This is a genomic window from Streptomyces sp. NPDC048600, assembly GCF_055587025.1.
This window is the reverse complement of the sequence record NZ_JBVJGZ010000045.1, coordinates 13,052-26,736: the sequence shown is the minus strand read 5'-3', so window position 1 is coordinate 26,736 and position 13,685 is coordinate 13,052. Positions and strand designations below refer to the sequence as shown.

10 protein-coding genes are annotated in these 13,685 nt (G+C 70.9%); 5 read left to right on the top strand and 5 right to left on the bottom strand.

All coding sequences use genetic code 11. From position 1 onward, the window contains the following. The first annotated feature begins 103 nt into the window (after positions 1-103). Both ACZ6SQ_RS36080 and ACZ6SQ_RS36075 read left to right on the top strand, forming a co-directional pair. The gene (locus ACZ6SQ_RS36080) at positions 104-2,032 is read left to right on the top strand and encodes a tetratricopeptide repeat protein (RefSeq protein ID WP_469569861.1); all 1,929 of its coding nucleotides are present in this window, start codon (positions 104-106) and stop codon (positions 2,030-2,032) included. Between the two features lie 108 nt (positions 2,033-2,140). Continuing rightward, positions 2,141-2,860: a helix-turn-helix domain-containing protein gene (locus ACZ6SQ_RS36075; RefSeq protein ID WP_469569829.1), complete on the top strand. Its 720-nt coding sequence runs from the start codon at positions 2,141-2,143 to the stop codon at positions 2,858-2,860. A gap of 70 nt (positions 2,861-2,930) precedes the next feature. Here the strand turns inward: ACZ6SQ_RS36075 and ACZ6SQ_RS36070 are convergent, their stop codons facing one another. Then, a complete protein-coding gene (locus ACZ6SQ_RS36070; protein ID WP_469569827.1) occupies positions 2,931-3,956 on the bottom strand; it encodes a 6-phosphofructokinase in 1,026 nt (341 codons plus the stop codon). Positions 3,957-4,195: 239 nt separating this feature from the next. Here ACZ6SQ_RS36070 and pta point away from each other — a divergent pair, with 239 nt between their 5' ends. From pta to pyk, 3 genes are all read left to right on the top strand, one after another. Continuing rightward, on the top strand, positions 4,196-6,286 hold the full coding sequence (pta, locus tag ACZ6SQ_RS36065; RefSeq protein WP_469569825.1) for a phosphate acetyltransferase: 2,091 nt from the start codon (positions 4,196-4,198) through the stop codon (positions 6,284-6,286). Further along, positions 6,283-7,482, top strand: a complete 1,200-nt coding sequence (locus ACZ6SQ_RS36060; RefSeq protein ID WP_469569823.1) for an acetate kinase — start codon at positions 6,283-6,285, stop codon at positions 7,480-7,482. Before pta ends, ACZ6SQ_RS36060 begins: the two co-directional genes overlap by 4 nt. Before the next feature lie 113 nt (positions 7,483-7,595). Beyond that, complete coding sequence (pyk, locus tag ACZ6SQ_RS36055; RefSeq protein ID WP_469569821.1) at positions 7,596-9,026, top strand: pyruvate kinase; 1,431 nt, start codon at positions 7,596-7,598, stop codon at positions 9,024-9,026. 97 nt (positions 9,027-9,123) lie between these two features. Here the strand turns inward: pyk and ACZ6SQ_RS36050 are convergent, their stop codons facing one another. The 4 genes from ACZ6SQ_RS36050 to ACZ6SQ_RS36035 form a co-directional block, all read right to left on the bottom strand. Continuing rightward, on the bottom strand, positions 9,124-10,410 hold the full coding sequence (locus tag ACZ6SQ_RS36050; RefSeq protein ID WP_469569817.1) for a hypothetical protein: 1,287 nt from the start codon (positions 10,408-10,410) through the stop codon (positions 9,124-9,126). After that, positions 10,400-11,020, bottom strand: coding sequence for a DUF6114 domain-containing protein (locus ACZ6SQ_RS36045; RefSeq protein ID WP_469569816.1), 621 nt, complete (start codon positions 11,018-11,020; stop codon positions 10,400-10,402). Before ACZ6SQ_RS36045 ends, ACZ6SQ_RS36050 begins: the two co-directional genes overlap by 11 nt. A gap of 192 nt (positions 11,021-11,212) precedes the next feature. Further along, entirely contained in the window at positions 11,213-11,848 is a 636-nt protein-coding gene (locus tag ACZ6SQ_RS36040) for a DUF6230 family protein (protein ID WP_469569814.1), read from the bottom strand. 646 nt (positions 11,849-12,494) lie between these two features. Further along, positions 12,495-13,469: a tetratricopeptide repeat protein gene (locus ACZ6SQ_RS36035; RefSeq protein ID WP_469569811.1), complete on the bottom strand. Its 975-nt coding sequence runs from the start codon at positions 13,467-13,469 to the stop codon at positions 12,495-12,497. Positions 13,470-13,685: the final 216 nt, after the last annotated feature.

Below are 13,685 nucleotides of genomic sequence, written 5' to 3'. Positions count from 1 at the left end.
GCCCGGCTTCACCGGCCGCGCGGGGGAACTGACCCGCCTGCTCCCCCTCCTCGCACCCGCCTCCGACGAGGTCACGCCACTCCTGATCTCCGCCGTCACCGGCATGGGCGGCATCGGGAAGACCGCGCTCGCGGCGGAGGCGGCGCACCGGGCCCGCGCGGAGGGCTGGTTCCCCGGCGGGTTCCTGTTCGTGGACCTGCGCGGCTACGACGAAGACCCGGTGACGGCGGACCAGGGGGTCCTGGCTCTCCTGGACGCCATGGGAGTACGCGGGGCGGACCTGCCCCCGACCACGGCCCGGCAGTACGACGCCTACAGCGAGCAGCTCACCGAGCGGCGGGACCGCACTCTGCTGATCCTCGACAACGCCTCCGACCCGTCCCAGTTCCTGCCTCTGCTGCGGGGCACGGACCGGCACCGCGTCCTGATCACCTCCCGGGACCGCCCGGACTCCCTCCCCGTACGCCTCATCGACCTGGAGGAACTCACCCCGGACGAGTCGGCCGCGCTCATCACCCGCGCCCTGCACGACTACGACGAACGCGACGAACGACCGGCCCGCGAGCCGGACGCCCTGCGCGAACTGACCGAACTCTGCGGCCACTTGCCCCTCGCCCTCCAGATCGCCGCGGCCATGCTCCGCAGACGCCGGCGCCGGGACATCGCCTCGCTGGTCGCCGAGATCAGGGACACCGGGGACGCGGTGGCCGTCCTCGACCGGGGCGGCAAGGGCACGGATCTGTACGGGCGGTCGCTCGTCCTGCGGCCGGTACTGGAGACCTCGTACCGTCGACTGCCGCCCGAACAGGCCCGGCTGCTGCGCCTACTGGCCCTCGCACCCACCTCCGAGACCAGCACGGACGTGGTGGCCGCACTGACCGACGTCGACGCGTCGGCCGTCCTGTCCCTGCTGGACGACCTCGCCGCCACGCATCTGGTCACGCCGGTGGGGACGGACGCCTCGGTGCGGTGGCGGGTGCACGACCTGGTGCGGGGGTTCGGGGTGGGGGTGGTGGAGGGGGATGCCGGGTTGCGAGAGAAGGGGGTGGAGGCGCGGGAGCGGGTGCTGGCGTTCTATCTCCACTCGGCGGATGCGGCAGATGACCGGTTGCGGTGGTTGCCGGGGAGGGCGGAGCCGGACCTGTTCGGAGACCGTGGCGCCGCGTTGGCGTGGTTCGACGGGGAGCGGGCGGGTCTGGTGGCGGCGGTCGTGGCGTGGGGGCGAGAAAAGCGGCTCGCGGAGGCGGCGGTGCGGCTGGCGGAGCGTCTGGCCAGGTATCTGGAGTGGCGGCGGTATTTCGACGACTGGATCGCTGCGGGGGAGGCTGCGCGGGAGGCGGCCTGCCGGATCGGGGACCGGCTGGGTGAGGCCGGCGCGTGGAACAACCTCGGTATTGCCCTACGAGAGGCAGGCCGGGTGGACAAGGCGGTCGACGCCCACACCCGGGCCCGCGACCTCTACCAGACGGAAAGGGACCGCCACCACGAGGCTTTCGCATGGAACAACCTCGGCCTCGCCCTGCGTGACGCAGGGCGGGTGCAGGAGGCGGTCGACGCCCACACCCGCGCCCGCGGCCTCTACCAGACGGCAGGGGACCGCCATCGCGAAGCCACCGCCTGGAACAACCTCGGGCTCGCCCTGCGCAAGGCAGAGCGGGTACAGGAGGCGGTCGACACACACACCCGCGCCCGTGACCTGTTCCAGGCGGAAGGGGACCAACACGGTGCGGCCACCGCGTGGCTCAACCTCGGCACCGCGCTGTGGACGGCGGGCCGAGTGGACGAAGCGGTCGCGGCGTTCGCCACGGCCATCGCGATCTGCCGAGAATTCGAGGACGGTTACAGCGAGGCGCACGCCCACTACAACCTTGGCCTCCTCCACGGCAGCGCCGACCGCCCGTCCGAGGCCCGAAGCCACTACCTCCAGGCCGCCGACGCCTACACCCGAGCCAACGCACCCGCCGAAGCCGCAGATGCCCGCGCCCGAGCCGCCGCCCTCCCGGAACACCCCCGACCCCCTGTCAAGGGGTAACCACCGAGTAACCCCCCGTACAACCAAAACCGTACGTTCCTACAATGCGTGATTGTGTCCGAACAGCCCGTAGTCACCACGGACCGCGCACCCCTACGTTGTGGACCCGTGCACCAACCCACAGCTCAGCCGAACCACCCCGGCCCGCCGTTCAACGCCCCCGCCGCCCGCAGGCTCAGAGCGGGGCTCGGGATGGGGCCGGAGCACGTCGCCTACGGACTGCGTGCCTCGTACGGGCTCCCCTATGTGACGCCGGACCTCGTCATCGCCTGGGAGCGCGGGGCGCTCACCCCGACCAGCCCCGAACTCACCGCGCTCGCGGGGGTGTTGTGGTGTTCGCCGGGTGAACTGATAGGGCGGCCGCGGACGTTGCGCGAGCACCGGATCGCGCGGGGCCTTGCGCCCGAGGACGTCGCGCGGGCGGTCGGGCACGACCTCGACTCGTATCTGCGGATGGAGGACACCGGGCAGTGGCGCGGCTCCGACCGGCAGGCCGCCGCGCTCGCGGACCTGCTGGAGCTCGCGCTGCCCGACCTGATGACGGTCACCGGGCGCGAGGCCAGGCTCGCGGAACTGCTGCGCAGCGCGGTCGCCACCCGCTGGCAGGGGCAGGTCCGCCCGCTGGGCAAGATCGTGCCCCTGGACCGCGGCAGGCTGGAGCACGCGCTCCAGACGCTGCACCAGGAGTACCAGGGGCAGATGGTGGCCACCCTCAGCTGGGGCGGCGGCAACGCGGCCGACGACTCACGGGACGCCGGCCGCGACTACCTCGAGCGGATCGTGGAGCACTTCTGGGCGGCGGTCGAGGGCGGGTCGACGTACCGGTGACGAGGCCGCCGCCGCGCCCTCGCGTCGGCGACCTCGGACGGTCCGCAATGGTCCAGCGGCCCGGAACCGTCTAGAAGACCGACTCCGCCTCGTCCATCCGGTCCTTCGGGACCGTCTTCAGCTCGGTGACGGCACGCGCGAGCGGCACCATCTCGATGTCGGTGCCCCGCAGCGAGGTCATGTTGCCGAACTCGCCCCGGTGCGCGGCCTCGACGGCGTGCCAGCCGAAGCGGGTGGCGAGGACGCGGTCGTAGGCGGTGGGGGTGCCGCCGCGCTGGACGTGGCCGAGGATGACGGGCCTGGCCTCCTTGCCGAGGCGGCGCTCCAGCTCGTGGGCGAGGGCGGTGCCGATGCCCTGGAAGCGCTCGTGGCCGAACTGGTCGATGGCGCCCTTGCCGTAGTCCATGGTGCCGTCGGCGGGGTGGGCGCCCTCGGCGACGCAGATGACGGCGAACTTCTTGCCGCGCGAGAAGCGCTCCTCGACCATCTTGACCAGGTCGACCGGGTCGAAGGGCCGCTCGGGCAGGCAGATGCCGTGGGCGCCGGCCGCCATGCCGGACTCCAGCGCGATCCAGCCGGCGTGCCGGCCCATGACCTCGACGACCATCACCCGCTGGTGGGACTCGGCGGTGGTCTTCAGCCGGTCCATCGCCTCGGTGGCGACGCCGACCGCGGTGTCGAAGCCGAAGGTGCGGTCGGTGGAGGAGATGTCGTTGTCGATGGTCTTCGGTACGCCGACCACGGGCACGCCCGCGTCCGAGAGCATGCGCGCGGCGGTCAGGGTGCCCTCGCCGCCGATCGGGATGAGGGCGTCGAAGCCGCTGCGCTCGATCAGCTCCTTGGCGTTGTCGCAGGCCGCGCGGAAGCGGTCGCGCTCCAGCCGGGAGGAGCCGAGGATGGTGCCGCCGCGGGCGAGGATGCCGCTGACCGCGTTGAGGTCGAGGGCCCGGTAACGGCCGTCGAGGAGCCCGGCGTAGCCGTCCTCGAAGCCGATGACCTCGTCGCCGTAGTTGGTGACCGCTCGGTGTACGACCGACCGGATCACCGCGTTCAGGCCGGGGCAGTCGCCGCCCGCCGTGAGAACTCCGATACGCATCGTGTTCTGTCTCCCGCTCAGTGTGAATGCCGATGACCCGGTTCCGATTGTTCCACGTCCCCTGGGGCGTCGTCGCCGTCACCACTTGACGGGCGCCTTATCTATGGAGAGGGGTACTGTCAAGAGGGTTCCGCTCACCTCGGTGGGCGATTTTTATGACAGCGGCCGGGCCTTTACGGCCGGTGATGCGCAGGGAAAGCACCCGGAACAACCAAGGCACCACGAAACGGAGAGCTGGCGTGACCCGCAGCGTGTACGTGACCGGTATCGACCGAGGCGACGGCCGCCAGGTCGTCGAGCTGGGAGTGATGGAGCTGCTGACCCGGCAGGTGGACCGGGTCGGTGTGTTCCGTCCGCTCGTCCACGACCGCCCGGACCGGCTCTACGAACTCCTGCGCGCACGCTACCGGCTCTCGCAGGACCCGGCCACCGTCTACGGCCTGGACTACCACGAGGCCTCCGCGCTCCAGGCCGAGCGCGGCACGGACGAGCTGGTCTCCGTGCTGGTCGACCGCTTCCACGCGGTGACCCGCGACTACGACGTCGTCCTCGTCCTCGGCACCGACTTCGCGCACACCCAGCTGCCGGACGAGCTCGCGCTGAACGCACGCCTGGCGAACGAGTTCGGCGCCTCGGTGATCCCGGTGGTCGGCGGCCGCGGCCAGACCGCGGAGTCGGTGCGCGCCGAGACCCGCAACGCCTTCCGCGCCTACGACACCCTCGGCTGCGACGTGCTGGCCATGATCACCAACCGGGTGGCCCGCGAGGACCGCGACCTGATAGCCGAGCGGCTCGGCTCACGGCTGCCGGTGCCCTGCTACGTCGTGCCCGACGAGCCCGCCCTGTCCGCGCCGACCGTCTCCCAGGTCTCCCAGGCGCTCGGCGCGAAGGTTGTGCTCGGCGACGACTCCGGGCTCGCCCGCGACGCCCTCGGCTTCGTCTTCGGCGGCGCGATGCTGCCGAACTTCCTCGCCGCCCTGACGCCCGGCTGCATGGTGCTCACCCCCGGCGACCGGGCCGACCTGCTGATCGGCACGCTCGCCGCGCACAGCGCCGGCACCCCGCCGATCGCGGGGGTGGTGCTCACCCTCGACGAGGTGCCCGGCCCGGAGGTCCTCACCCTCGCCGAGCGGCTCGCCCCGGGTACGCCCGTGCTGTCGGTGCCCGGTCTCAGCTTCCCCACCGCCGAGCAGCTGTTCTCCCTGGAGGGCAAGCTCAACGCGGCCACCCCGCGCAAGGCCGAGACCGCGCTCGGCCTGTTCGAGCGGTACGTCGACACCGCCGACCTGCTCAAGCGGGTCTCCGCGCCGAGCAGCGACCGGGTCACCCCGATGATGTTCGAGCACCAGCTGCTCGAACAGGCCCGCTCCGGCCTGCGCCGGGTCGTGCTGCCGGAGGGCACCGAGGAGCGTGTGCTGCACGCCGCCGAGGTGCTGCTGCGCCGGGGCGTGTGCGAGCTGACCCTGCTGGGCCCGGTCGAGCAGATCCGCAAGAAGGCCGCGGACCTCGGCATCGACCTCGGCGACTGCCGGCTGATCGACCCGGCGACCAGCGAGCTGCGCGACGGCTTCGCCGAGAAGTACGCGGCGCTGCGCGCGCACCGGGGCGTCACGGTGGAGCTGGCCTACGACGTGGTCTCCGACGTCAACTACTTCGGCACGCTGATGGTGCAGGAGGGCCTGGCCGACGGCATGGTGTCGGGTTCGGTGCACTCCACCGCGGCGACCATCCGCCCGGCCTTCGAGATCATCAAGACGAAGCCGGACACCGCGATCGTGTCCTCGGTGTTCTTCATGTGCCTGGCCGACCGGGTCCTCGTCTACGGCGACTGCGCGGTCAACCCGGACCCGGACGCCGAGCAACTGGCCGACATCGCCGTGCAGTCGGCCGCGACCGCCGCCCGGTTCGGGGTGGAGCCGCGGATCGCGATGCTGTCGTACTCGACGGGCACCTCCGGTTCGGGCGTAGACGTCGACAAGGTGCGCGAGGCGACCGAGCTGGTGCGCGCCCGGCGGCCCGACCTGAAGATCGAGGGGCCCATCCAGTACGACGCGGCCGTGGAGCCGACGGTCGCGGCGACCAAGCTGCCGGAGTCCGAAGTCGCCGGGCAGGCAACGGTTCTGATCTTCCCGGACCTCAACACGGGCAACAACACGTACAAGGCCGTGCAGCGTTCGGCCGGCGCCATCGCCGTCGGACCGGTGCTCCAGGGTCTGCGCAAGCCCGTCAACGACCTGTCCCGCGGCGCGCTCGTGCAGGACATCGTCAACACCGTCGCCATCACGGCGATCCAGGCCCAGTCCTCCGACCAGAAGGCGCCCCAGCAGTGAGCCCGTCGCGTGTCCTCGTCCTCAACTCCGGCTCCTCGTCGGTGAAGTACCAGCTGCTCGACATGCGCGACAGCGCGCGGCTGGCGGTGGGGCTCGTCGAGCGCATCGGCGAGGAGACCTCCCGGCTCGTGCACACCCCGGCGGGCGGCGAGACCCGGGAGTGGTCGGGCCCGGTGGCCGACCACGACGCGGCGCTGAAGGCGGTGGCGGCCGAACTCGCCAGGGACGGGCTGGGCCTGGACTCCCCCGAGCTCGCGGCCATCGGCCATCGCGTGGTGCACGGCGGCCGGCAGTTCACCCGGCCGACCGTCGTCGACGACACCGTACTCGCCGAGATCGAGCGGCTGATCCCGGTCGCCCCGCTGCACAACCCGGCGAACCTCACCGGCATCCGCACCGCGCGGACGCTGCGCCCGGACCTGCCGCAGGTCGCCGTCTTCGACACCGCGTTCCACACGACGATGCCGGAGTCGGCCGCCCGCTACGCCATCGACACCGAGACGGCCGACGCCCACCGCATCCGCCGCTACGGCTTCCACGGCACCTCGCACGCGTATGTCTCCCGCGCGACGGCGAAGCTGCTGGGCCGGGCGCCGCAGGAGGTGAACGTGATCGTGCTGCACCTGGGCAACGGCGCGTCCGCCTCCGCCGTCCGCGGCGGGGTGTGCGTGGACACCTCGATGGGGCTGACCCCGCTGGAGGGGCTGGTGATGGGGACGCGGTCCGGTGACCTGGACCCGGCCGTCATCTTCCATTTGATGCGTGTTGGTGAAATGTCCGCCGACGAGATCGACACTCTTCTCAACAAGAAGAGCGGGCTGATCGGGTTGTGCGGGGACAACGACATGCGGGAGATCCGCCGGCGCATCTACGAGGGCGACGAACAGGCGGCACTCGCCTTCGACATCTACATTCACCGGTTGAAGAAGTACATCGGTGCCTATTACGCCGTTCTCGGCAGGGTGGACGCGGTCGCGTTCACCGCGGGCGTCGGTGAGAACGCGGCCGAGGTGCGGGCCGCGGCCCTGGCGGGCCTTGAGGAACTGGGCCTCCTGGTCGACCCCGGACTGAACGCCGTGCGCGGCGCCGAGCCGCGCCTGATTTCGCCCGAGTACGCTCGCGTCGCCGTCGCGGTGGTACCGACGGACGAAGAACTGGAGATCGCGACGCAGACCTACGCACTGGTCGGACGGTAACGAATTGCGGCTCCGCCGGGTGGCGACCGAGCCCACCTGAGCAAAAGGGCACTCATTTGTATCTTCCACCAGACGGAATATTCCGGAGCGAAACAAACGGATAGGATCGCCTCATGCGCCGTTCGAAAATCGTCTGTACTCTCGGCCCCGCGGTCGACTCCCACGAACAGCTCGTGTCGCTGATCGAGGCCGGCATGAATGTGGCCCGCTTCAACTTCAGCCACGGCTCCCACGCCGAGCACCAGGGCCGGTACGACCGGGTCCGTGCCGCCGCCAAGGAGACCGGCCGGGCCATCGGTGTCCTCGCCGACCTCCAGGGCCCCAAGATCCGTCTGGAGACCTTCGCCGAGGGTCCCGTCGAGCTGGTGCGGGGTGACGAGTTCACCATCACCACCGAGGACGTCCCCGGCGACCGGACCATCTGCGGCACCACCTACAAGGGCCTGCCCGGCGACGTGTCGCGCGGCGACCAGGTCCTGATCAACGACGGCAACGTCGAGCTGAAGGTCCTGGACGTCGAGGGCCCGCAGGTGCGGACGATCGTCATCGAGGGCGGTGTCATCTCCGACCACAAGGGCATCAACCTGCCCGGCGCGGCCGTCAACGTGCCCGCGCTGTCCGAGAAGGACATCGAGGACCTGCGCTTCGCCCTCCGGATGGGCTGCGACATGGTCGCGCTGTCCTTCGTCCGGGACGCCAAGGACGTCACCGACGTCCACCGCGTGATGGACGAGGAGGGCCGCCGGGTCCCGGTCATCGCCAAGGTGGAGAAGCCGCAGGCGGTGGAGAACATGGAGGACGTCGTGATGGCGTTCGACGCCGTCATGGTGGCCCGCGGCGACCTGGCCGTCGAGTACCCGCTCGAGAAGGTCCCCATGGTGCAGAAGCGCCTCATCGAGCTGTGCCGCCGCAACGCCAAGCCGGTGATCGTGGCGACCCAGATGATGGAGTCGATGATCACCAACTCCCGGCCGACCCGCGCCGAGGCCTCCGACGTGGCCAACGCGATCCTGGACGGCGCCGACGCGGTCATGCTGTCCGCCGAGTCGAGCGTGGGCGCGTACCCGATCGAGACCGTGAAGACGATGTCGAAGATCGTCGCCGCGGCCGAGGAGGAGCTCCTCTCCAAGGGCCTCCAGCCGCTGGTGCCCGGCAAGAAGCCGCGCACGCAGGGCGGTTCGGTGGCCCGTGCCGCCTGCGAGATCGCCGACTTCCTCGGCGGCAAGGGCCTGGTGGCCTTCACCAAGTCCGGTGACACCGCCCGCCGTCTGTCCCGCTACCGCGCGGCGCAGCCGATCATCGCCTTCACCACCGACGAGTCGACCCGCAACCAGCTGGCGCTCAGCTGGGGCGTGGACTCGCACGTCGTGCCGTTCGTGAACAGCACCGACGAGATGGTCGACCTGGTCGACCAGGAGATGGTCAAGCTCAACCGCTTCAACGAGCACGACATCGTGATCATCACGGCCGGTTCGCCGCCCGGCGTCCCCGGCACCACGAACATGGTCCGCGTCCACCACCTCGGTGGCGGCGACCGCGACTGACGCGGCGTCCGGACACGACGCAGAGGGCGCCCCTTCCCGGCGGAAGGGGCGCCCTCTGCGTTCTCGCGGCTCCCGGAGCGGCTCGGGACCGGACGGCTCAGTCGATGAACTGGTGCAGCCCGGGGACGTGCAGGTCGCCGCCGAACTGGCCGGCCTGGATGACCTTCACGTCGGTGAAGTAGATCAGCGGGATGTTCAGCGGCGGCGGGTTCTCCGGGCTGAACGTCACGGGTATCAGGCCGAACAGCTTGCCCGAGATCGACTCCGTGTACATGGTCGTGTCGCCGTTGCGGATGGTCGACGTCGACCCCTTGGCGGCCTGGACGTGGTAGGTCTTGCCGCCGTCCTCGTCCTGGACGAGCTGGTGCAGGTCGCCGATGTCGGTGCCGTCGCTGATGACGTACTTCAGGACCTGCTTGACCTTGCCGCTCGCGGTACGCACCTCGACGATGCCCTGGTAGTCGGCGCCCTTCAGGAGCAGGGAGCTGGCTTCCAGGCGCCAGGGGCGGTCCGGGAGCGCGGGGACGTTCGCGTACGCGCCCTCGGCGTCGGTGGCGGCCGGGCAGTCCTCGGGGTCGACGCTCTCGGAGGCCGACGGGCTGGGCGAGGCCGTTGCGGTCGCCGACGGCACCTCGGTGGGGGCCCCGGTGACCTCCTCGGCGGTGTCCTCGATCGCGCCCCTGGCGTCCTCGACGACGGTCCTGCCCGTGTCCTCGGCCTTGTCCTCGGCGGACTCGGTCGGGGCGGGGGCCTCCGTGGCCGCGGCCTTCGGGGTCTCCGTGGGCGAGGGCGTGGCGGCCGGGGTGGTCTCCGCCTCGTCGCCGCCGGTGATGAGGTCCTCGAGCGCCTCTCCGATGCCCAGCGGGTCGAGCGGGTTGCTGGTCTCGGTCTCCGACGGGCTGGGGGTCGCGGACGGCTCGGCGGACTGGGGCTCGGTGTCCGTGGAGCCGGCCGGCTCCTCCGGGGCGGTGGTGGGTGCCTCGGGGGTGGCCGTGGGGGACGGGGTGTCGGTGTCCGTGTCGCCGGAGCCGGTGTCGGTCGATCCGCCGGTGTCGCCGGTGGCGGTCTCCGACGGGGTGGCGGTCGGCGTCGTGGACGGCTCGGCGGTCTTCTCCGCGCCGTCCTGGGTGACCTCTAGGGCCTCGACGCAGGCCTTGTACTCCTCGGCCGAGAGGCGCTTGGGGTCCTGGCCGTCGGCCTGGGCGAGCGGGCCCATGCCGACACCCATCAGGACGGCGGTCGGCATCGCGGCCAGCGCGATGGCCCGTCCGGTGGGCATGTGAAGTCGGGTCAGGAGCGGCTTCTTCGGGGCCGCATGGCGAGGTCCGGTGCGGACGGACGGCTCGGCCGCGTAGTCCTCCGGGCCCAGCGGCTCAGCCGGCACGGTGCCTCCCGTTGTCGTTGTCGGGCACGACGTCCTCGCTGTGCTCCCGCGGGGCGGGCACACCGCCCGTACCGTCCTCGGCGGTCTCCGGTCCGGCCTGCGGCTCGGCCGCGGCGTCGGCGTCCGCCTGAGGCAGCGGCGCGGTGGCCGGTGCGGCCGGGACCGCGGCCTCCTTCAGCTTCTTCGCCTTCGCGGTGGCCTTGTCGTCGGTCTCGTCGCCGGGCACCCAGGAGACGGCGAGCGCGCCGCCGACCAGGGCCAGCAGGAAGCCGATCACGAAGCCGCCGATGTTGGACACCACCAGCGACACCAGGGCCAGCACGATCGAGGCGACACCGGCGAAGATGCGGGTCGCGTGCTGGAACCACATGGTGAGACCGAGGGTGACCAGAAGGACACCGATGATCAGGGAGCCCGCGCCGGCCGTCGTCGCCATCGTGATGGACATATGGCCGAGCTTGAGGGTGGCGTACGGGAAGTAGGCGATCGGTACACCGCCGAGCATGGTGAACAGACCCGCCCAGAAAGGCCGGTCGCCCCGCCAGGCGCGGAACCGCAGACGCGTCCGGGTGAAGGACCCGACGCTCTGGACCGGAGTCTCGGCACTCATGGAAAAACAGCTCCCTGGATCCGGGGGAAGTACGTACCGGCTGTACCGGCGGGGAGAGATCGAGGTCGGCGCGCGTGAAGCGATGCCCGGTGCGGGCGCACCGGGCGGATCGTTCCGGTCCGGGCGGGGAGGCCTGGGCCACCCCGCCCGGCGGTCAGCTCAAGTACCCGGGGGTACCCGCGCGACGGAGGCTCAGAAGCACTCCATCTTGGAGTCGGTGCCGAGCCGCAGGCTCAGACCGCTCAGCTTGAACGTGCCGGCGGTGGTGGCCCACGCGACCTGCTTGGCGTCGTCGAGGATCGCCGTGTCGGCCTGCTGGGCGAAGCCGCCCGGCAGCACGCCCTTGTCCGTGACGGCCGGACCCTTGTTCTGGTCCTTGACGGCCACACCGATGTCGATGCCCTTGAACGTGGCGTCGGCGTCGAGCTGGGCGATGTCGAGGTAGAGGTTGTCAGCCTCGACGACCTTGCCGTTGCGACCCGCGTCCAGACGCATGTAGACGGTGCCCAGGAGCGGGATGTCCGTCTTCAGCGACTGGCACATGTCGTTGATCTCGGCGTGCTTGAACGTCGAGATCGCGACCGGGCGCTTGGTGGTCTTGGAGCCGGAGATGTCGGTGTAACCCTCATCGACACCGCCGTACTGGGCGAAACCGGTACCCTCCAGGTGACCGGCGCGCACCTTGAAGCTCTGGCCGGAGACGGCGAACGACGCGGCGAGCGCACCCTGCGCCAGACCCACACCGACCGCTGCGGCCGCGGCGACGCTGGGCACCATGACCACAGCGAACCGCTTCCATCTGGTCCCGCCACGAGGCTTGGAACCCATGATTTCCTCCTTCTCGGACGTACATCTCCGGCCCTGACTGCCACATTGACTGCGGCTCAGCCGGGCAGGGATGGGAGAAGTGCTACGTCCTCGGGAAGGAGAGCGCCCGCTTTCAGCGGCGCGAACCGCGCCTGAATCACCGGCGATCACCCCCGAGCGACAACCACTGGTCGCGCCTGACACGCATCACGCACAACCTTGCTGGACAGGCTTCGCCGAGCGGCGAAGACCCCCCTGCCCAAGAGCCGGCTCCACTGCTGCCGGCTCTGCTCGGTGGGGACCCAGGAACTCCCGCGGCCCGACCGGCTGTCGGGGGTGGGGAACGGACCGAGCGTGGCCGATCGTGGTGCATTCTCGCCGTCGGCACAAGGGGGTTCGTTACTCGCTAGTAACGGCCGTATAACCGAACAACGACCCACGGATCTCGGTCGGCGACGGAGGGTGTCAGATGGGGGCGGGACAGAACTATTGATTACTGGACGGAACCAGACAGATGACCGGCTCGGACTTACTTGAAGTAACAGCGGCCGCGATTACCAAGATTTGGTAAAGCGCGGCCGCCTTCCAGCCTCAGGGGCAGCTTCAGCCACTCCGGCACCAGCGCCGTGAGCTCGGGGAACCGCCCGTTCCAGCCCGGTAAGTCCCTTTAGAACAAGGCCCGTGCGAGAGCCCGGCGCGCCGCGGCGACCCGCGGGTCCTCCGCCCCGACCACCTCGAACAGCTCCAGCAGCCGCAGCCGTACGGTGTCCCGGTCGTCACCCACCGTGAGCCGGACGGCGTCGATGAGCCGCCCGAAGGCGTCCTCCACATGTCCGCCGACGAGATCCAGGTCGGCGGCGGCGATCTGTGCCTGGACGTCGGCCGGCTTCTCGGCGGCGTCCCGGCGCACCTGCTGCGGGTCGAGGTGCTGCACCCGCTGGAGCAGTTCGGCCTGCGACAGACCGAGCTTCGCCTCCGGGTGGGCCGGGTCGTCGGCCAGCACGTTCTTGTACGCCTGCACCGCGCCGCCCAGGTCGCCCGCGTCGAGCGCCTGCGCGGCGGCGTTGAGCAGGGCGTCGTAGGGGCCGGCCGGGATCCCGGCGGGCGGGGCCGCCGCACCCGGTTCGGCGTCCGGGTCGACGACGAGGCCGGTCAGACCGAAGCGCTGCTCGGCGACCTGCACCAACTGGTCGAGGGTCTGGCGGATCTGGGCCTCGCCCGCGGCCCCCTGGAAGAGCGGCAGTGCCTGTCCCGCGACGACCGCGAAGACCGCCGGGATCCCCTGGACCCCGAACTGCTGCATCAGCATCTGGTTGGCGTCGACGTCGATCTTCGCGAGCAGGAAGCGCCCGTCGTACTCGACCGCCAGCCGCTCCAGGACCGGGCTCAGCTGCTTGCAGGGCTGACACCACTCGGCCCAGAAGTCGATGACGACCGGGACCTCGGCGGAGCGCTGGAGGACTTCTTGCTCGAAGCCCGCCTCATCGACGTCGATGACCAGGTCGGCGGGGGACACGGCCCCGCCTCCGCCCTGCCGGGCGGTTTCGGCGCGCGTCTGCTCGGCCTTGGCCTTGGCCTCCTGGGCCGCCTTGACCGCGGCGAGGTCGACGACGCCGCTCATGGACATGTTCCGTGGCTGCATGCGTCTATCCTCCCCCGTACCCGCGCGTCAGTGAAAAAACGTCGCGAAAGCGGGCTCCGGCCCGCCCCTCCGTCCCTGGCGCCGGGTCCCCACCCGCGCCCTACGGAGGTCGCCCCGTGCACGTCCAGCACGGGTCGCCGTCCAGCTTTCGCTACGAGTCGTAGCGTAATGGCGTAGGGCCTCTCGTGGGGTCCTGAACCCGGTGATCTGCCTCAC

Coding starts and splice junctions, on each gene's coding strand:
- ACZ6SQ_RS36080 (WP_469569861.1), top strand. CDS start 104: ATGGGCGGCATCGGGAAGACCGCGCTCGCGGCGGAGGCGGCGCACCGG.
- ACZ6SQ_RS36070 (WP_469569827.1), bottom strand. CDS start 3,956: ATGCGTATCGGAGTTCTCACGGCGGGCGGCGACTGCCCCGGCCTGAAC.
- pyk (WP_469569821.1), top strand. CDS start 7,596: ATGCGCCGTTCGAAAATCGTCTGTACTCTCGGCCCCGCGGTCGACTCC.
- ACZ6SQ_RS36045 (WP_469569816.1), bottom strand. CDS start 11,020: ATGAGTGCCGAGACTCCGGTCCAGAGCGTCGGGTCCTTCACCCGGACG.
- ACZ6SQ_RS36040 (WP_469569814.1), bottom strand. CDS start 11,848: ATGGGTTCCAAGCCTCGTGGCGGGACCAGATGGAAGCGGTTCGCTGTG.
- ACZ6SQ_RS36035 (WP_469569811.1), bottom strand. CDS start 13,469: ATGCAGCCACGGAACATGTCCATGAGCGGCGTCGTCGACCTCGCCGCG.